An 18,639-nucleotide genomic window follows, 5' to 3' on the forward strand; every position below is an offset into this window, starting at 1 on the left:
CCTCATGGTCTCGTACCCGCGGATCACCGTGTCCTACGGGACCCCCTCCACCTGCGGGGCCTCCCGGGTCCCGGGCGCGGAGGGCGGAGGCGCGACCGCCTCGGGCCGCCCGGGCAGGGCGCGGCCGAGCAGCATCCCCAGCGCGGCGACGACCGCGAGCACCGTCAGCGCGGGGCCCATCGCCACGCTCGTGCGGGTCATCATCGTGGTCGCGACGGCCACCCCGACCGTCGGGCCGACGTTCATCGCCGTCTGCTGGAGTCCGCCCGCGACCCCGGCCGTACCGGCGGACGCGTGGCGTACGACGACGGCCGTCGCGGTGACCATCACCGACCCGAAGCCGGCTCCCAGCAGCAGGAAGCCGAGGCCGATCGGCACCGCCGTCGAGTCGGGCCCGAGGAGGGACAGGACGACGATGCCGAGGGTGAGGAGGGCCATGCCCGACACGGCTGTCCGCCGGGGCCCGAACCGGCGCATCAGCATCGCGGTGAGCGGTGCGCCGACGATCATCATCACCGGACCGGGAAGGGCGCGCAGGCTGCTCTGCAGCGGGTTCAGGCCGAGGACGTCCTGCAGGAAGTACGTGCCGGCGAACAGGGCCCCGAACATCGCCGCCGACGCGGTGACCAGGATGCCGAGCGCCGCGCCGATGGTCGCCGAGCCGCGGATCGCGGCCGGCAGCAGCGGACTCGCGGTGCGCCGCTCGTGGCGGACGAAGGCCGCGCCCAGGAGCATGACGACCGACAGTCCCAGGACGGCGCCCGCGGCCGTGGGGGTACCGACGAGCGTGTGGACCAGGCAGGCGAGGGCGGCGGCGAGCAGACAGGCGCCGGGGACGTCGAGCGGGGTGGGCCCGCTCCCCGCGCCCGGAGGCGTGGCCGCGTCGTCGGCGTCGCGGGTGTCCCCGCTTCCGGGTGCCGCCGCGCCCGCCGCGGCCGATGCGGCCGGTGCGGGCACGCGGACGGCGAGCGCCAGCGCGCCCAGTGCCAGCGCGGGGACGACATTGAGGAAGAAGACGGCCCGCCAGCCCAGTTGGGTGACCAGCACGCCGCCGACGAGGGGGCCGGCCGCCGCCGCGACCCCGATGGCACTGGTGCGCAGCGCCACCGGCATTCCGAGCCGGTCGGGCGGGAACGCCGCGCGCAGCATCCCCAGGGTGGCCGGCTGGAGCAGCGCCCCGAAGACCCCCTGGGCCACGCGCAGCCCGATCACCCAGCCGATGCCCGAGGACAGGCCGATGCCCGCGGAGGCCGCGCCGAAGCCGATGACTCCGGCGGCGAAGACCCGCTGGTGGCCGTAGCGGTCACCGAGCCGCCCGGAGAACACCAGCAGGCCGGCCACCGCGATGAGATAGCCGGTGCTCGTCCACTGCACCTGGGCGAAGGAGGCGTGCAGGTCACGGCGGAGCGTGGGCTGCGCGACGGTCAGCACGGTCCCGTCCAGGGCGACGATCGCGGCGCCGGCGACGCTGCTCGTGAGGGTGAGCAGGCGATGCGGTGTCATCGGGCCTCCGCCCCCAGGTGCGCGTCCAGCGCCGTACGCAGCAGGGGCTCGAAGTCCTCGGCTCCCGATGCGAGTTGGAGACTTCCCCAAGTCCACAGCTGAGCGATGCCGTGCAGGTTCGCCCACAGTGCGCCGGCGACCAGCCGGGCGTCGGCCCCGGGACGGGCCTGCCCGACCAGGTCGACCAGCACACCGAAGAGCGGCAGGCTCGTGTCGCGGAGCCGCAACTCGTCGCTGCGCAACAGGTCGTGACGGAACATCAGCGCGTACATCCCGGGCTGGGTGAGCGCGAAGTCCAGGTAGACGTGCCCGAACCCGGTGAGGCGGGTGCGCGGGGCGGCACCGGTGTCGTCCGCCCGCACGGCACGGGCCCCGAGGTCCTCGAAGCCGTGGCGGGCGATGGCCGACAGCAGGGACAGATGGGTCGGGAAGTAGCGGCGCGGGGCGCCGTGGGAGACGCCCGCGCGCCGGGCGATCTCGCGCAGGGACAGTGCCTGCGCCCCTTCGGTGGTGACCAGATCGACGCCGACCTGGATCAGACGGGCCCGCAGCCCTGGTTCCGGTGCATCCATAGACACTGTCTACCAGGCCGGGTAGACAGTGTCTACGCGATGGCGGGAATCGCTGGTGCTCGGCTGCCGCCCGGAATGCTCCGAGCGGCGGAAAGCGTTGCCCAGGGCATGACTCACGAGGCGCACGACACGAACGACGCGAACGACGTCGACGAGGCGAACACCGCGCGGCCCGCCGGGGAGGAGCGGGCGCAGGAGGCCCTGCTCGCACTGCTCTCCGAGCACGACGGCGGCGTGCTGGTCACCCTCAAGCGGGACGGCAGGCCCCAGTTGTCGAACGTCAACCACGCCTACTACCCGGAGGAGCGCACCGTCCGGGTCTCCCTCACCGACGACCGGGCCAAGACCCGCAACCTGCGCCGGGACCCCCGGGCTTCGTACCACGTGACCAGTGACGACCGGTGGGCGTACACCGTCGCCGAGGGCACGGCCGACCTCACACCGGTCGCCCGGGATCCGCACGACGAGACGGTCGAGGAGCTCGTGCGGCTCTACCGGGACGTGCAGGGCGAGCATCCGGACTGGGACGACTACCGCGCCGCCATGGTCCGGGACCGCCGCCTCGTCCTACGGCTCCGCGTGGAGCGCGCGTACGGCATCCCGCGCGGGCGCTGAGGCGTCGGCGGAGAAGGACTCCCGGCGCTCCGCGGGGGCCCCGCCGGCACCGTCGGTCCGGGGTTCGGCCCCCGGCCGGGGTTCGGCGTCGTACCCGGCCCCGGCACCCGTCCGTGCTTCGGCCTCGTGTCCGGCCCCGGCCCCGAGGGTGGCGGTCCGGGCCTCGATGGCGCGCAGGACGGCGATCATGTCCGCCCCGCCGTGCCCGAGTGCGACGGTTTCGCCGAACAGGGCGTGGCAGGCGTCGAGAAGGGGCGAGGCGAGCCCCGCCTGCCGGGCGGCCCGGGCGATGAGCCGGTTGTTCTTCAGCACGTCCTGGACGGCGGCCTGCACGCTGAAATCCCCGCTCAGCAGCTTGGGTGCCTTCATCCGGGAGACCCCGCTGGCCATCGGCCCGGCGTCCAGTACGTCGAGGAACAGCCCGCGGTCCAGGCCCTGGCGGTCGGCGAAGTGGAAGGCCTCGCCGAGGCCGGTCACCAGCGTGATGAGGAAGAGGTTCACCGAGAGCTTCATCAGCAGCGCGTTCGGGACCGGACCGCAGTCGAACGTCTCGTGGCACATCGGTTCGAGCAGGGGGCGCACGGTCGCCACGACCGGGTCCTCCCCGGCCAGCATCGCCACGAGCCGGCCGTCCTGCGCGGGCACCCGGGACCCGGACACCGGCGCCTCCGCGTACCGTCCGCCCGCCGCCCGGACGTCGGCCCCGAGGCCGCGCGAGTACTCCGGTGACGTCGTGCCCATGTGCACGAGGGTGCGCCCGGCGACCCGGGCGGCGAAGTCCGGGGTGCCGCGGCCCAGGACGGCGTCGGTGGCGTTCTCGTCGGCCAGCATCAGGAACGTGACGTCCGCACGCGCCAGGACCGCGGCCGGGGTTCCGGCGACCTCCGCGCCCGCCGCGCGCAAGGGTTCGGCCCTCGCGGCGGTGCGGTTCCAGACGATCAGGGGAGTACCGGCCCGGGCCAGGTTCAGCGCCATCGGCTGCCCCATCACTCCGAGACCCAGGAAGCCCACCTGCACGACGCACCGCCGTCTCTGGCCGGCGCACCCGTGAAGCCGCCGCCGTTCGCTGGTTATGACGGCTGTCATAGTAGCCCGCGCCATGACGCCTGTCATAGTGGAGGGCGGACCGTCCGGGCGGGCCGCTCGCAGCGGACTCCCTCCGGTCGGGGACCACACATCGCGGGACGCCCCCGGCGGGCGACGGTGCGGGGACGGCGGGAGGTCGGACATGGCGGATTCCGGGCGGGGGCCGCGGGAGCGGATGGTCTTCAGCGCGGCCCAGCTGATTCGGCGCCAGGGGGTCACCGCGACGGGGATGCGGGAGGTCGCGGTGCACGCGGGGGCACCCCGCGGGTCGCTCCAGCACTACTTCCCGGGCGGCAAGGAGCAGTTGGTCAACGAGGCGGTGGAGTGGGCCGGCCGTTACGCGAACCGGCGCGTCGCCCGCTTTCTGGCCGCACTCGACGAACCGGCACCGAGCGGCCTGTTCGCCGAGATGGTGCGGCAGTGGACCGACGAGTACGCGTCCTCCGGCTTCGACGCGGGCTGTCCCGTCGCCGCCGCGACGGCGGACTGTGCGGAGGCGACCGAGTCCACCCGGGCCGCGGCGGCCGCCGCGTTCGCCTGCTGGAACCGTCCGGTCGCCGAGGCGCTGACGGACATGGGCGTCCCGGCCGGCCGCGCCGAACCGCTCGCCACGCTCATGATCAGCGCCCTGGAGGGGGCTCTCCTGATCGCCAGAGCCGAACGGGACGTCCGCGCGCTGACGACCGTCGTCCGCGAACTCGGCCCCCTGCTGGACGGCGCCGTCGACCGGGGTCGGTGAGTGCGGGCGGGGCGTCAAGTCCGTGACCTGCTTGCCTCCGAGGGGGAGGAGGGGCCGGGTCGGTCGGCGCGCCCGGCCGCTCCGGCCGGTCGTCGCGCCCCGCGGGGGCTTCCCGCCCGACCCGTCGCGCCGTCTTCGCGGCCGGGCGTCACACCGGGTCGGGTGCGCTTTCCCGGGCGGGATCCTCGGGTGCCGGGTGATCCGGGCGGTCGGCCGGGGCGGCGGCACGCAGTGCCGCTTCGACCCGGCGGTTGCTGGTCATGGATGCCGTGACGGCCGTCATCGCCAGCAGGAGGGCGGCGGCCGCGAAGAGCGGGGTGCGGATGTCGTAGGTGGTGGCCAGCCAGCCGCCGAGGAAGGCTCCGACGGGGGCGGCGCACATGGCCAGCATGCGGGAGGTGGAGGCGACCCGGCCCATGAGGTGGGCGGGGACGATCGCCTGCCGGAGGGAGGGCGCCAGCACCATCGTGGCGCCCATGCCGGCGCCGCAGACGGCGAGCGCCAGCCCGGCCGCGTACGGGTTCGGGGCAGCGGCCAGACCCAGGATGGCCAGCCCCTCGACGGCGGCCGTGGTGGTCAGTGCGGTGCCGGTGCCGAGGTGCCGGCCCAGCCGGGAGGCGATGGCCGCGCCGAGCAGGCCCCCGGTGGCCTCCGCCGTGAGGAGCAGACCGAAGCCGTAGGTGTCGATGCCGAGGCGGTCGTGCGCGAAGAGGGCGAGGACGGTCTCCACGGCGAGGAAGGAGATGTTGCCGACCGCCGGGCGGAGCGCGAGCCCGAGCAGCACCCGGTCCCGGAAGACGTATGAGGCCCCGGCCCGCGCCTGCTTGAGCAGCGACTCGCGGACCTCCGGCACGGGCCGGGGCATGGCGGGCAGCGTCCGTACGAGCAGTGCGGAGAGCAGGAACGACACCGCGTCCGTGAGCAGCGGAACCGCCCGTCCGAGCGCGAGCAGGGCGCTGCCCGCGGGCGGCCCCGCGAAGCCGGACATCGCGGTCTGGGCGCCGCGCAGGCGGGAGTTGGCGCGCTCCAGGAGTGCGGGGTCGCGGTGGAGCAGGTCGGGCAGGTAGGCCGTGGCGGCGGTGTCGAAGAAGAGTCCGCCGAGGCCGAGCAGGAAGGCGACGGCCGTGAGCAGGGGAATGCTCAGCACGTCAAGCACGGCTGCCACCGCCGGTAGCGCCAGCAGCACCGCGCGTGCCGTGTCCGCGACCCACATCGTGCGGCGGCGGTCCCAGCGGTCCACCAGCGCACCGCCGAGCACCCCGAAGAGCAGCCACGGCAGCGTCCCGGCGGCCGCGACGGCGGCGAGCGCCATCGGATCGCGCGTCAGCGTCAGCGCGAGGAGCGGCAGCGCGGCATGCGTCACTCCGTCACCGAACGAGGAGATCGTCTGCGCGGTCCACAGCCGTCCGAACCCGGTCGGCAACTTGCGCATCTCTGCCTTCACTTGGCGTCTCCTTCGGTCTGCCGACGCGGTGCCGGGTGGAACAGGGCGAAGACGAGCGAGGTGTCCGGCAGCGAGGGGTCGGAGAGCTCCCGGTACTCGTCCGCCAGTGCCTGCAGCCGCGCCCCCAGTTGCGCGAACTGCTCGTCGGTGAGCCGCAGATGCGCCATCCGTACGTGCCGCTCGCCGTCCGCCGCCGACGCCTCCAGGTCCGCCACCGCGTGGCGCATCAGCACGTCCGGCCCTCCTTCGCCCGGATCCGGCAGCGTGATGGACCGCGCGGCCATCGCGTAGTACCGCTCGTGGACGCCCCGCACCTTCCGCGTCCGCACCACCTTCACCAGGCCGGCCCGCTCCAGCAGTCGTACGTGATAGCTCGAACTCCCCTTCGCGAGGCCCACCCGCTCGGCGATCTGCGTGATCGTCGCGGGCTCGAAGCGGAGCATGGCCATGATCCGGTGGCGCGTGAGATTGGAGACGGCGCGCAGCTGGTCGTCGGTGGTGACGTGAAACGTCTCGGGGAGGTCGTCGGTTGGCATGCCCTCAATGGTCAATGACTCTTGACCATTGCGCAAGGGTTTTGCGTGAACTCCCGTGATCCGCTGTCCGGTTGAGGCCCGTGACGGCCACTCGGTCCGTCAGGGGGAGCGCCGCGCGGGGAATCCGTGAGCGCGCGCGGCGACCACGACGGCCAGCACCGGGAGCATCAGGGCGAGGACGCTCCACGGGAGGGCGACAGGCCCGAAGGCGTCGAGGAGGAGCCCGCCGGCCACGCCGCCGCCGGCCATGGCCGCGTTCCACAGCGTCACCAGCACCGCCTGCGCGGCGTCGGCCGCCTCGCCGCCCGCGTCGGCCGCCGCGGTCTGGAGCAGCGTGGGCACGCCGCCCCAGCCGAGCCCCCACAGGGCGACGGCGACGAGGGCGAGGACGGAGCTGTCGGCGATGACGGCGAGGACGGCCGCCGCGACGGCCACGAGCAGGGTGCTCGCGATCATCGGGCCGCGCAGCCCGCGGTCGATGCACATGCCCACGCCCCAGATGCCCGCGAGGGACCCGGCACCGAAGACCAGCAGGACCAGGTCGGTCGAGCCGCCCATGCCGAGATGGTCCAGATAGCCGGCGATGTAGGTGTACAGGACCGTGTGGGCCAGGACGAAGACCAGGGTGACGGACAGGACGGGAGTCACACCCGGCACCGCGAGGGTCCGGCGCAGGGCCGGCCCCTGCGCACTCGGCTGCCCCGGCCGGTCGGGGACCGCCGCGGCGATCCAGCCGAGCAGGGCGACGGCGAGGGCCGTCATGAGGAAGAACGTCACCCGCCAGTCCACCGCTTCACCGAGGAAGGTGCCCGCGGGAACGCCCAGCGACAGGGCGACCGGGATGCCCGTCATGACGAGGGCGACCGCCCGGCCCCGCAGCGGGACGGGCGCCAGTCGGCGGGCGTAACCGGCGAGCAGGGCCCAGGCGAGACCGGCGGCGACACCCGCGACGAACCGCGCGGCCATCGTCAGGGCGTAGGACGTCGAGGCCGCCGTGACCGTGTTGGCGACGGCGAACCCCGTCATGGCGGTGAGGAGCAGCCGCTTGCGCCGCCATCGAGCCGTGGCCGCGGACAGCGGGATCGCCGTGAGCGCGGTACCGGCCGCGTAGATCGTCACCGACTGCCCCATCGCGGACTGGCTCACGCCGAGATCCCCGCTCATCGAGGGCAGGAGGCCCGCCGGCAGGGTTTCGGTGAGGCTGGTGACGAAGACGGAGGTGGCCAGCGCGAGCAGCGCGGACCGGGGCAGCCTTCCGGTCCCGACTCCCGTGCCGGCGTGGTCTGTTGGCGTCAGTTCGCTGTGCATGCCGCGTATGCTCGAACCCTCACATTGGTGTGAAGGTCAACGCGAGATGGTGTGAGGGCGGTCACATGCGCATCGGAGAGCTGTCGGAACGCACCGGCACCCCGCGGCGGTTGCTGCGCTACTACGAGGAGCAGGGCCTCATTGTCGCCGCTCGGTGTGCGAACGGATACCGCTCCTACGACGAGTCGTGTGCCGACCGGGTCCTGCAGATCCGCGGCCTGCTGGACGCCGGGCTCCCGACCCGGATCATCAAGCAGATCCTTCCGTGTCTCGACAAGCCGCGCGTCATCCACTTCCCGGACGCGACGCCGGAAATGCTCTCCACCCTGGAGGGCGAACGCGACCGGATGACCGAGCGCATCGACTGCCTGATTCGCAACCGGGACGCCATCGGCGAGTACCTGGACGCCGTGCGCGCCAGGATGCCGGTCCCCGCGCGGGAGACACGCGCCGTCAAGGCGCTCCGAGGCACGGCCGTCACCGGGGGCGCTCCGCGCACACCGGCCGTCCCTGAATCCGGCCGGTGTGCGCGAAGGTGAACTCTACGGCGCCCGGCGGGCGGTGTCCGCCCGTCCACGTGCCTTGATCGTCCCGTGACCCGGCGCCGCGGCCTGTGGGGACCCCTGGGGCGGCTCGTCGGGCCGGGCTCCCGGACGGCCGGACGCCGGGTGCGGAACTGTGCTCCACGGCAGTGGACTTGGGCGGGCCGGAGGGGGGCAGGGCCTCGAACGACCCTTCCGGCGGCGGGACTTGGGCGGCCCCGGTGGGATTCAGGCGGAGACGGGTGCGGGCTGCGAGGCCTCGTTCGGGACCCGTACGCCGAGTTCTTCGGTCGGCACGCGGTGCGTCTCGCGGGCCGTGACGGCGGCGATGACCGGCGGGACGCAGAGCGCCGCGGTGAACAGGGCGACGGCCGACCAGTCGTCCCCGTTCGGGCCGGCGATCTGCGCGGCGAACGTGACGGCGAACCCGGCCACGGCGAAGCCGATCTGCGTGCCGATGGCCATGCCGGACAACCGCACACGGGTGGAGAACATCTCGCCGTAGAAGGCGGGCCAGACACCGTTCGCCGCGCTGTAGACGACGCCGAAGGCGACGATGCCCAGCACGAGGACCAGCGGGTAGGAGCCGGTGGAGACGGCCCACAGGTAGAGGAACATCGTCACCGCGCTGCCGACGGCGCCCACCAGGAAGACCGGGCGGCGGCCGATGCGGTCGGAGAGCATGGCCCACAGCGGGATGGCGCCCAGCGCGGCGACGTTGGCGAGCGCGCCCACCCAGAGCATCGACGAGCGGGACATGCCGACCGAGTCGCTCGTCGCGTAGGCCAGCGCCCACACCGTGAAGATCGTGCTGACCGAGGCGATGACGGCACCCGCGACGACCCGGAGCACGTCCGCGCGGTGGTCGCGCAGCAGCACGGCGAGCGGCAGCCGGACCACTCCCTCGCTGGAGGCCTGCTGTGTGAAGGCCGGCGTCTCCTCCAGCGTGCGCCGGATGACGAACCCGACCACGGCGACCACCACGCTCAGCCAGAACGGGACGCGCCATCCCCACGACAGCAGCTGGTCCTCGGGAAGCGCGGCGACCGGCAGGAAGACCAGGGTCGCCAGGAGCTGGCCGCCCTGGGTGCCGCTGAGCGTGAAACTCGTGAAGAAGCCGCGGCGGCGGTCCGGCGCGTGCTCCAGGGACATGGAGTTCGCGCTGGCCTGCTCCCCGGCGGCGGAGATGCCCTGGAGCACCCGGCACAGCACGAGCAGTACCGGTGCGAGCGTGCCTACGTGGGCCCGGGTGGGCAGACAACCGATGAGGAACGTCGAGACGCCCATCAGTATCAGCGTGAAGACCATGATCTTCTTGCGCCCGACGCGGTCGCCGAAGTGCCCGAGGAAGAGGGCCCCGACCGGGCGGGCGGCGTAGGCGACCCCGAACGTGGCCAGCGAGAGCAGCGTCGCGGTGGCCGGGTCCGACTCGTCGAAGAAGACCTTCGGGAAGATCAGCGCGGCGGCGCTGCCGTAGATGAAGAAGTCGTAGTACTCCAGCGCGCTGCCGATCCAGGCGGCCATGGCGGCCTTGCGGGGCTGGCCGGGAGGTGCGTCGAGCGGTGCGGCGGGGACGGACACGGCGTGCTCCTTCGAGGGAACTCCGGGGACGGGAGTGACGGAGGGGAGAGGTGCCGGGACCCTGGGGGTGTACGGGTCGGCGGAGCCGGACGCGACCGGCTAATTAACCCACTGGATAGTTAATAGCGGATTGGCTACGGATGTTCCGCCCGCGTTTCTTCCCTGTCAAGAGGTCGCGCCGAGGTTCCGGCCCGCACGGTCCGCGCCGCCGACCGGTCGCAAGGCCGCTGACCAGGCCCGACGTGCGGCGGGTGGACACGCTCGGCCGGCACCTTCGGCCGGCCGGTTGCGCTCAGCCCTCGGAACGGTCCGCGGTCAGGTAGGCGATGACCATGTCGCCGAGCATGGTGCGGTAGTGCTCCCGCTGGTCCGCGGCGACCAGGTCGCGCCCGAAGAGCGCGCCGAACGTGTGCCGGTTGGCGACCCGGAAGAAGCAGAACGCGCTGATCATCGCGTGCAGGTCGACCGCGTCGACGTCGGCCGTGAAGAGGCCCGAACTGCGGCCCGTCTCCAGGATGCGACGGATCACGTCCAGGGCGGGGGAGCCGATCCTGCCCAGTTCCTCGGACGCGGCGATGTGCTCCGCGCCGTGGATGTTCTCGATGCTCACGAGGCGGATGAAGTCGGGGTGCTTCTCGTGGTGGTCGAAGGTGACCTCGGCGAGCCGGCGGATGGCCGCGACCGGGTCCAGATGCTCGACGTCCAGCTCCTGCTCGGCCTGCCGGATCACCGAGTAGGCCCGCTCCAGGACCGCGGTGAACAGCTGTTCCTTGCCGCCGAAGTAGTAGTAGATCATCCGCTTCGTGGTGCGGGTGCGGGCGGCGATCTCGTCCACGCGGGCGCCGGTGTACCCGGCGCGCGCGAACTCCTGGGTGGCGACGTCGAGGATCTCGGCCCTGGTGCGGGCGGCGTCGCGAATGCGGCCGTTGGGTCGTGCCGGTTCTTCGACGCTGGTCATCGGGTTCCTTCGGGCGGAGGGCCTGTGCTCGCGATTGTAGAAGCAGGCCCCGGCCCGGAAGTCGCGGGTCCGGACGCGGGGTTCGCGGGTGGGGGCGCCGTCGTGCGGGGTCCGTTGCCGGGTGCCTGAACGCTCGGGCGACCGAGAGACCGGCGAGCCGGGGCCGACGGCGCCGGCGCGATGGTCGGTTTCGGGGAGGGGTTCCGATAGGGCGGTGATCCTGCTATTACTAACGTACTAGTTCGTACATTAGCTGTCGCTCCGGAGGCCGCCGTGACCCAGGACTCGTATCTCGTCGGCCTCATCGGCTCCGGCATCGGGCCCTCGCTCAGCCCCGCGCTGCACGAGCGGGAGGCCGGCCGGCAGGGACTGCGCTACCTCTACCGGCTCATCGACCTCGACGCCCTCGGCGTCGGTCCCGAGAGCGTCGGCGACCTGCTGCGGTCCGCCCGCGACCTGGGCTTCGACGGGCTGAACATCACACACCCCTGCAAGCAGCTCGTCATCGGCCACCTCGACGCGCTCGCCCCGCAGGCCGAGGCGCTCGGCGCCGTCAACACCGTCGTCTTCGAGAACGGCCGCGCGGTCGGCCACAACACGGACGTCACCGGCTTCGCCGCCTCCTTCGCGCGGGGGCTGCCCGACGCCCCGTTGGAACGGATCGTGCAACTGGGCGCGGGAGGCGCGGGCGCGGCCGTCGCCCATGCCCTGCTCACCCTCGGCGGGGGCCGGGTGACCGTCGTCGACGCGCTGGCCGACCGTGCCGCCGGGCTCGCCGCCGCACTGAACGCGCACTTCGGCGGCGGGCGTGCGGTGGCCGCGGCGCCGGACGCGCTGGCCGCGCTGCTGTCCCGGGCCGACGGCGTCGTGCACGCCACGCCCACGGGGATGGCCGCGCATCCCGGCCTGCCCTTTCCGGCCGGGCTGCTCCGCCCGGAGCTGTGGGTCGCCGAGGTGGTCTACCGGCCGCTGGACACCGAACTGGTGCGCACCGCCCGGGCGCTCGGCTGTCCGACCCTCGACGGGGGCGGCATGGCCGCCTTCCAGGCGGCGGACGCGTTCCGCCTCTTCACCGGCCGGGAACCCGACACCGCGCGCATGCTGTCCGACATCACCGCACTGGCGGGCGCCGCGGGCGCGCGCGGCTGAACGAACGAGCACAGCGCACCGCCGCAGGACCCGAGGATCCCCACGGAGTCACCGCCGCTCAGGCGCGAGGATCCCCCGGAGCCAGCGCCGTACTGCGCCCGGGCCTCCCGGAGCCACCGCCGTGCAGCGCCGAACCCCCCAGTGAGCCACTGCCGTACAGCCCCCAAGCCCAGTCGCGACGAAGGAGCATCCCGTGCGTACGTCCATCGCCACCGTCTCGCTCAGCGGGTCCCTGACCGAGAAGCTCACGGCCGCGGCCCGGGCCGGCTTCGACGGGGTCGAGATCTTCGAGAACGACCTGCTCGCGAGCCCGCTGACCCCCGAGGAGATCCGCGCCCGCACGGCCGACCTCGGGCTGAGCATCGACCTGTACCAGCCGATGCGCGACATCGAGGCGGTGCCGGGTGACACCTTCGACCGCAATCTGCGCCGGGCGCGGCACAAGTTCGAGCTGATGGGCCGGCTGGGCGCCGAGACGGTTCTGGTCTGCTCCAGCGTCTCGCCGCTCGCCGTCGACGACGACGCGCTCGCCGCCGAGCAGCTCGGCCGACTCGCGGACCTGGCCCAGGACTTCGGCATCCGCGTGGCCTACGAGGCGCTCGCGTGGGGCCGCCATGTGAACACCTACGACCACGCGTGGAGCATCGTCGAGGCCGCCGGCCATCCCGCGCTCGGCACCTGCCTGGACAGTTTCCACATCCTCGCGCGCGGGTCCGACCCGAAGGGCATCGAGGACATCCCCGGCGAGAAGATCTTCTTCCTGCAACTGGCCGACGCGCCCCTGATGGCCATGGACGTCCTGCAGTGGAGTCGCCACTTCCGCTGTTTCCCCGGACAGGGCGGGTTCGACCTCGCCGGACTGCTCGGACACGTCGTGCGCGCCGGATACCGGGGACCGCTGTCCCTGGAGGTGTTCAACGACGTCTTCCGGCAGGCGGAGGCGGGGCCGACCGCCGTGGACGCCCGGCGGTCCCTGCTCGTCCTCCAGGAGGCGACCGGACTCGCCGCCCCGCCCGCTCCCGTGGTCCCCACCGGCGTGGCCTTCGCCGAACTCGTCACCCCCGACGCCGAGCCGCTCTCCGCGGTCCTCGTCGCCCTCGGCTTCACCCGCACCGCCCGGCACCGCAGCAAGCCGGTCGACCTGTGGCAGCAGGGCGAGGCCCGCATCCTCCTCAACACCGGACCGGCCGTCCGCCGGGACGGCACCGCGCTGGCCGCCATCGGTCTCGAATCGCCCGACCCCGCCGGCGCGACCCGCCGTGCCGAGGCACTCCTCGCGCCGGTCCTGCCCCGGCGCCGAGCCCCCGAGGACGCCCCGCTCGACGCGGTGTCCGCGCCCGACGGCACGGAGCTGTTCTTCTGTGCCACGGGAAGGAATCAACTCCCCGACTGGACGCGGGACTTCGAGCCGTTGGCGCAGCACGGCGACCCCGCCGCCCCGGGGCCGGGGGACGTGGACCGCATCGACCATCTGGCCCTCACCCAGCCCTGGCACCAGTTCGACGAGGCGGCCCTCTTCCACCGCAGCGTGCTGGGCCTCGCCGCACAGGAGAGCGTCGACGTCGCCGACCCGTACGGCCTGCACCGCAGCCGCGCCGTCGCCAACGCCGACGGCAGCGTCCGCATCGCCCTGGGAGTCGGCCCCGCCCCCACCGACGACGGCGCCCGGGCCCAGCACATCGCGCTGGCCACGGCGGACGTGGTGGCCGCCGCACGCCGCTTCCGGGCCGCCGGCGGCCGGCTGCTGCCGATGCCGGCGAACTACTACGACGACCTGGCCGCCCGGTACGAGTTCGCCGTCGGTGAACTGCGGACGTACCGCGAACTCGGCATCCTCTACGACCGTGACGCGGACGGCGAGTTCCGCCACTGCTACACCGAGACCGTCGGCCGCGTCTTCTTCGAACTCGTCCAGCGCGACGGCGGCCACCGGGGCTACGGAGCGGTGAACGCCCCGGTACGGCTGGCCGCGCAGCACGTCGCGCGTCCCGTCCGCTGACCCGCCACCCCGTTCGCGCGAAGGCCCGGACCGCCTCCTCCGCGGCCCACCGCACCGGGGACGGTGAGGGGGGCTCCGCGGACGCGACGGCCCGGGCCGGACTCGCCCGGGGGGCCGGACAGGTTCCGCCGGACCTGTTCTAGAGGTCGAACTCGTGCGGCGCCAGGTCCAGCGCGAAGCAGGCCTCGCGCACGATCGCCTGCTCGTCCTTGTCGAAGTCGCCGTCGGCGCCGCCGATGACGATGCCGATCTGGATGACGGCCCGCGCCTCCGCGGGCTTCTTCTTCGCCTTGGCGATCTCCTGCAGGACCCCGACCTTGCCGAGGGCGAAGTCTGCGGTCAGCTTGGTCAGGTTGGCGTCGAAACGCCGCTGGAGGTCGGCGGAGTCGAAGTTCTGCAGCACCTCGTTCGTGGCGATCAGCTGCGCGACGCGGCGGCGCTCGGTGGGGTCGATCGATCCGTCGGCCGCGGCGACGAGCGCGCACATCGCCATGCTCGCGTCGCGGAAGGCGCCGCTCGTCAGGTCGTTCTTCTTCGCCACGAGCTGGGTCTGCATCGTCGACGCGGACTCTTTGATGCGGTCCCACAGGGCCATGAGAACTCCCTACGTTGTCGAGGCCCGGTCCGCCCGGACGGGCGGACCGGCGGCCTCTTCGATGATCTGCAACACCGTTTGAACTAGTGGACCGGCACAGAAGTTCCTGAGGTGTTCCAGGCGGCGATCACCGGGCGCTCGTGCTCGGTGGAGAGCCGGCTGACCGTGCCCGTCGCGAGCTGGAAGAGCCGTCCGTCCGCCGCGGAGAGGCCCAGGTAGCGGGCGGTCAGCACGCGCAGGAAGTGGGCGTGCGCCACGAGGACCACGTCACCGCCGTCGAGCGCCGGAGCCACCCTGGCCAGCACGCGGTCGGCGCGCCGGCCCACCTGCGCCGGGGACTCCCCGGGGTGACCGTCCGGCCCGGGCGGCACTCCGTCGTTCCACAGGAACCAGTCCGGCCGGGTCCGGTGGATCTCGACGGTCGTGACGCCTTCGTACGCGCCGTAGTCCCACTCCCGCAGATCGGGGTCCGGGACGGCCCCGGACAGTCCCGCGAGGTCCGCCGTGCGGATCGCGCGGCCCAGCGGGCTGGTCAGCGCGAGGGCGTAGGTGCGGCCCGCGAGCAGCGGGGCGAGGGACGTGGCCTGTTCCTCGCCGCGCCGGGTCAGGGGCAGGTCGGTCCAGCTGGTGTGCTGTCCCGACACGCTCCACTCGGTCTCGCCGTGACGGACCAGCAGGAGGTCGCCCATGACGTCTACTTCGCCGACTCGACGGCGTGCCCGCCGAACTGGTTGCGCAGCGCGGCGATCATCTTCATCTGCGGCGAGTCGTCCTGCCGGGAGGCGAAGCGGGCGAACAGCGACGCGGTGATCGCCGGCAGCGGGACCGCGTTGTCGATGGCCGCCTCGACCGTCCAGCGGCCCTCGCCGGAGTCCTCGGCGTAACCGCGCAGCTTGTTCAGGTGCTCGTCCTCGTCCAGGGCGTTGACCGCGAGGTCCAGCAGCCAGGAGCGGATGACCGTGCCCTCCTGCCAGGAACGGAAGACCTCGCGCACGTCGGTGACGGAGTCGACCTTCTCCAGCAGCTCCCAGCCCTCGGCGTAGGCCTGCATCATCGCGTACTCGATGCCGTTGTGGACCATCTTGGAGAAGTGGCCGGCACCGACCTTGCCGGCGTGCACGAAGCCGAAGTCGCCCTCCGGCTTGAGCGCGTCGAAGACCGGCTGCACCTTCGCCACGTTCTCCGGGTCGCCGCCGACCATCAGGGCGTAGCCGTTCTCCAGTCCCCAGACACCGCCGGAGACGCCCGCGTCGACGAAGCCGATGCCCTTCGCGGCCAGTTCGGCGGCGTGCTTCTCGTCGTCGGTCCAGCGGGAGTTGCCGCCGTCCACGATCGTGTCGCCCGGCTCCAGCAGATCGCCGAGCTCGTCGACGACGGACTGGGTGGGGCCGCCCGCGGGCACCATCACCCACACCACGCGGGGGGCTTCGAGCTTCTCGACGAGTTCGCCGAGGCTGTGCACGTCGGCGAGGTCGGCGTTGCGGTCGTATCCGATGACGGTGTGGCCCGCGCGGCGTATCCGCTCGCGCATGTTGCCGCCCATCCTGCCGAGGCCTATGAGTCCGAGCTGCATCGTGGTCATGTCAGTTCACTTCTTCCGGAGGGAGCGGTAGGCGGCCACGAGGGCAGCGGTGGAGGGGTCGAGGCCGGGAACGTCGGCCCCTTCGGTGAGTGCGGGTTCGACGCGCTTGGCGAGGACCTTGCCGAGCTCGACGCCCCACTGGTCGAAGGAGTCGATGTTCCAGACCGCGCCCTGGACGAACACCTTGTGCTCGTAGAGGGCGATCAGCTGGCCGAGGACCGACGGGGTCAGCTCGCCCGCGAGGATCGTCGTCGTGGGGTGGTTGCCGCGGAACGTGCGGTGCGGGACCTGCTCCTCGGGCACCCCCTCGGCGCGCACCTCCTCGCCGGTCTTGCCGAAGGCGAGGGCCTGGCCCTGCGCGAACAGGTTGGCCATCAACAGGTCGTGCTGGGCCTTCAGCCCGTCGCTCAGCTCGTCGACCGGGTTGACGAAGCCGATCAGGTCGGCCGGGATCACCCTGGTGCCCTGGTGGAGCAACTGGTAGTACGCGTGCTGGCCGTTGGTGCCGGGCGTGCCCCAGACGACGGGGCCGGTCTGCCACTCGACGGGCCGGCCTTCGCGGTCGACCGACTTGCCGTTGGACTCCATGTCCAGCTGCTGCAGATACGCGGTGAACTTGGAGAGGTAGTGCGAGTACGGCAGGACGGCGTGCGACTGGGCGTCGAAGAAGTTGCCGTACCAGATGCCCAACAGGCCGAGCAGCAAAGGTGCGTTGGACTCGGCGGGCGCGGTGCGGAAGTGCTCGTCGACGATCCTGAACCCGTCGAGCATCTCCCGGAAGCGGTCCGGGCCGATGGCGATCATCAGCGAGAGGCCGATCGCGGAGTCGAACGAGTAGCGGCCGCCGACCCAGTCCCAGAACTCGAACATGTTCGCCGTGTCGATGCCGAAGTCGGCGACCTTCCCGGCGTTGGTCGACAGCGCCACGAAGTGCCGGGCGACCGCCTTCTCCTCGCCGTCGAGTCCGGCGAGCAGCCAGGTCCGCGCCGAGGTGGCGTTGGTGATCGTCTCGATGGTGGTGAAGGTCTTGGACGCGACGATGAACAGCGTCTCGGCCGGGTCCAGGCCGTGGACGGCCTCGTGCAGGTCGGCGCCGTCCACGTTCGACACGAACCGGACGGTGAGCGAACGGTCCGTGAACGCCGCCAGCGCCTCGAACGCCATCGCCGGCCCCAGGTCCGAGCCGCCGATGCCGATGTTGACGATGTTCCTGATGCGCCGGCCGGTGTGGCCGGTCCACTCGCCGGAGCGGACGCGCCCGGCGAAGTCGGCCATCCGGTCCAGCACGGCGTGCACGGCCGGGACGACGTTCTCGCCGTCCACCTCGACCACCGCGTCGCGCGGGGCCCGCAGCGCCGTGTGCAGCACGGCACGGTCCTCGGTGACATTGATCTTCTCGCCGCGGAACATGGCGTCCCGCAGCCCGAACACGTCGGTGGCCGAGGCCAGTTCCTGGAGCAGGGCCAGGGTCTCGTCGGTGATCAGGTGCTTGGAGTAGTCGATGCGCAGATCGCCGACGCGCACGGTGTAGCGCTCCGCGCGGCCGGGATCGGCGGCGAACAGCTCACGCAGCTGCGGGTGCAGCATCTCCTGGGCGCGGTGGTCCTCCAGCGCCGTCCACTCCGGGCGGTGCGTGAGCTTGGGGGTGTCAGACATCGGTGGGAGTCTCCTTGGTCGCCTCGCCCCGCAGGGCGACGGCGTACATCTCGTCCGCGTCTAGGCGGCGCAGCTCCTCGGCGATCAGCTCGGAGGTGCTGCGCACCTTCAGCGCGAGGGTGCGCGAGGGCTGGCCCGGCAGCGACAGGGTGGCCAGCGGTCCCTCGGGGCGGTCGATGCGGATCTCGCCGTTCTCCGTACCCAGACGGACGGCGGTGACGACGGGCCCCGCGGTGACGACCCGCTCGACGGAGACGCCGAGGCGGGCCTCCAGCCAGCGGGCCAGCAGCTCGGCGCTCGGGTTCTCGGCCTCGCTCTCGACGGCGGCCGAGATCACCTTCGTCCGGGCCTGGTCGAGCGCGGCGGCCAGCATCGAGCGCCAGGGGGTCAGCCGGGTCCACGCCAGGTCGGTGTCGCCCGGCGCGTACGCGGCGGCCCGGGCCTCCAGTGCGGCGAGTGGTGTCTCGACCGCGTACATGTCGGTGATCCGGCGTGCGGCGAGGGCGCCGAGCGGGTCCTTGACCGGGATCCCGGGTGCGTCCACCGGCCACCAGACGACGACGGGCGCGTCCGGGAGCAGCAGCGGCAGCACCACGGAGTCGGCGTGGTCGGACACCTCGCCGTACATGCGCAGCACGATCGTCTCGCCGGTGCCCGCGTCGGCGCCGACGCGCACCCCGGCGTCCCGGCGCGAGGTGGTGCGGTCGCGCGGGGTCCCGGCGTGGCGCGTGGTGAGAACCAGGGTGCGTGGGGGATGCTCTCGCGGCGCCTCCT

The 18,639-nt window shown here is 72.9% G+C and carries 18 protein-coding genes; 5 read left to right on the forward strand and 13 right to left on the reverse strand.

Annotation, left to right across the window (positions count from 1 at the left end):
• Positions 1 to 33 precede the first annotated feature (33 nt).
• Complete coding sequence (locus ACZ4NT_RS33955; RefSeq protein WP_121407141.1) at positions 34 to 1,503, reverse strand: MFS transporter; 1,470 nt, start codon at positions 1,501 to 1,503, stop codon at positions 34 to 36.
• Positions 1,500 to 2,075 carry a TetR/AcrR family transcriptional regulator gene (locus tag ACZ4NT_RS33960; RefSeq protein ID WP_121407142.1) on the reverse strand — a complete coding sequence of 192 codons (576 nt, stop codon included), beginning with the start codon at positions 2,073 to 2,075 and terminating at the stop codon, positions 1,500 to 1,502. The genes ACZ4NT_RS33955 and ACZ4NT_RS33960 overlap by 4 nt, the downstream gene beginning before the upstream one ends.
• Before the next feature lie 108 nt (positions 2,076 to 2,183).
• On the opposite strand from ACZ4NT_RS33960, the gene ACZ4NT_RS33965 reads away from it, so the two are divergent.
• Positions 2,184 to 2,690 (forward strand): PPOX class F420-dependent oxidoreductase, encoded by a 507-nt coding sequence (locus ACZ4NT_RS33965; RefSeq protein ID WP_121407143.1) that lies wholly within the window; start codon positions 2,184 to 2,186, stop codon positions 2,688 to 2,690.
• On the opposite strand, the gene ACZ4NT_RS33970 is transcribed toward ACZ4NT_RS33965, so the two are convergent.
• Positions 2,643 to 3,707 carry an NAD(P)-dependent oxidoreductase gene (locus tag ACZ4NT_RS33970; RefSeq protein WP_467728951.1) on the reverse strand — a complete coding sequence of 355 codons (1,065 nt, stop codon included), beginning with the start codon at positions 3,705 to 3,707 and terminating at the stop codon, positions 2,643 to 2,645. The two genes, ACZ4NT_RS33965 and ACZ4NT_RS33970, sit on opposite strands and share 48 nt — an antisense overlap.
• Positions 3,708 to 3,918: 211 nt before the next feature.
• Between ACZ4NT_RS33970 and ACZ4NT_RS33975 the strand changes: the two genes are divergently transcribed.
• Positions 3,919 to 4,515, forward strand: coding sequence for a TetR/AcrR family transcriptional regulator (locus ACZ4NT_RS33975; RefSeq protein ID WP_467728953.1), 597 nt, complete (start codon positions 3,919 to 3,921; stop codon positions 4,513 to 4,515).
• 148 nt (positions 4,516 to 4,663) lie between these two features.
• Here ACZ4NT_RS33975 and ACZ4NT_RS33980 read toward each other — a convergent pair whose 3' ends face one another.
• The 3 genes from ACZ4NT_RS33980 to ACZ4NT_RS33990 all read right to left on the reverse strand — a co-directional run bounded on the left by ACZ4NT_RS33980 (position 4,664) and on the right by ACZ4NT_RS33990 (position 7,803).
• On the reverse strand, positions 4,664 to 5,938 hold the full coding sequence (locus tag ACZ4NT_RS33980) for an MFS transporter (protein ID WP_121407571.1): 1,275 nt from the start codon (positions 5,936 to 5,938) through the stop codon (positions 4,664 to 4,666).
• Positions 5,939 to 5,955: 17 nt separating this feature from the next.
• Positions 5,956 to 6,495, reverse strand: coding sequence for a transcriptional regulator (locus ACZ4NT_RS33985; protein ID WP_121407145.1), 540 nt, complete (start codon positions 6,493 to 6,495; stop codon positions 5,956 to 5,958).
• Positions 6,496 to 6,594: 99 nt separating this feature from the next.
• Positions 6,595 to 7,803, reverse strand: coding sequence for an MFS transporter (locus ACZ4NT_RS33990; protein ID WP_467728956.1), 1,209 nt, complete (start codon positions 7,801 to 7,803; stop codon positions 6,595 to 6,597).
• 65 nt (positions 7,804 to 7,868) lie between these two features.
• Between ACZ4NT_RS33990 and ACZ4NT_RS33995 the strand changes: the two genes are divergently transcribed.
• Positions 7,869 to 8,342 (forward strand): MerR family transcriptional regulator, encoded by a 474-nt coding sequence (locus ACZ4NT_RS33995; RefSeq protein ID WP_467728958.1) that lies wholly within the window; start codon positions 7,869 to 7,871, stop codon positions 8,340 to 8,342.
• Positions 8,343 to 8,573: 231 nt separating this feature from the next.
• Here ACZ4NT_RS33995 and ACZ4NT_RS34000 read toward each other — a convergent pair whose 3' ends face one another.
• Positions 8,574 to 9,926: an MFS transporter gene (locus tag ACZ4NT_RS34000; protein WP_121407148.1), complete on the reverse strand. Its 1,353-nt coding sequence runs from the start codon at positions 9,924 to 9,926 to the stop codon at positions 8,574 to 8,576.
• 292 nt (positions 9,927 to 10,218) lie between these two features.
• Positions 10,219 to 10,884 (reverse strand): TetR family transcriptional regulator, encoded by a 666-nt coding sequence (locus ACZ4NT_RS34005; protein ID WP_467728961.1) that lies wholly within the window; start codon positions 10,882 to 10,884, stop codon positions 10,219 to 10,221.
• A 273-nt stretch (positions 10,885 to 11,157) separates the two neighbouring features.
• Here ACZ4NT_RS34005 and ACZ4NT_RS34010 point away from each other — a divergent pair, with 273 nt between their 5' ends.
• Both ACZ4NT_RS34010 and ACZ4NT_RS34015 read left to right on the forward strand, forming a co-directional pair.
• On the forward strand, positions 11,158 to 12,033 hold the full coding sequence (locus tag ACZ4NT_RS34010) for a shikimate dehydrogenase (RefSeq protein WP_467728963.1): 876 nt from the start codon (positions 11,158 to 11,160) through the stop codon (positions 12,031 to 12,033).
• A gap of 193 nt (positions 12,034 to 12,226) precedes the next feature.
• Positions 12,227 to 14,032, forward strand: a complete 1,806-nt coding sequence (locus ACZ4NT_RS34015) for a bifunctional sugar phosphate isomerase/epimerase/4-hydroxyphenylpyruvate dioxygenase family protein (protein ID WP_467728965.1) — start codon at positions 12,227 to 12,229, stop codon at positions 14,030 to 14,032.
• A gap of 139 nt (positions 14,033 to 14,171) precedes the next feature.
• Here the strand turns inward: ACZ4NT_RS34015 and ACZ4NT_RS34020 are convergent, their stop codons facing one another.
• The 5 genes from ACZ4NT_RS34020 to opcA form a co-directional block, all read right to left on the reverse strand.
• Complete coding sequence (locus ACZ4NT_RS34020; RefSeq protein ID WP_121407152.1) at positions 14,172 to 14,627, reverse strand: TerB family tellurite resistance protein; 456 nt, start codon at positions 14,625 to 14,627, stop codon at positions 14,172 to 14,174.
• 83 nt (positions 14,628 to 14,710) lie between these two features.
• Positions 14,711 to 15,316: a histidine phosphatase family protein gene (locus ACZ4NT_RS34025; RefSeq protein ID WP_121407153.1), complete on the reverse strand. Its 606-nt coding sequence runs from the start codon at positions 15,314 to 15,316 to the stop codon at positions 14,711 to 14,713.
• A 5-nt stretch (positions 15,317 to 15,321) separates the two neighbouring features.
• Entirely contained in the window at positions 15,322 to 16,200 is an 879-nt protein-coding gene (gnd, locus tag ACZ4NT_RS34030; protein ID WP_121407572.1) for a phosphogluconate dehydrogenase (NAD(+)-dependent, decarboxylating), read from the reverse strand.
• Between the two features lie 15 nt (positions 16,201 to 16,215).
• The gene (gene pgi, locus ACZ4NT_RS34035; RefSeq protein ID WP_467728967.1) at positions 16,216 to 17,865 is read right to left on the reverse strand and encodes a glucose-6-phosphate isomerase; all 1,650 of its coding nucleotides are present in this window, start codon (positions 17,863 to 17,865) and stop codon (positions 16,216 to 16,218) included.
• Positions 17,858 to 18,639, reverse strand: a 782-nt coding sequence (gene opcA, locus ACZ4NT_RS34040; protein ID WP_467728969.1) for a glucose-6-phosphate dehydrogenase assembly protein OpcA, incomplete at its 5' end; no start/stop codon positions are given. The genes pgi and opcA, both read right to left, overlap by 8 nt.

Source organism: Streptomyces sp. NPDC026417 (genome assembly GCF_055567695.1).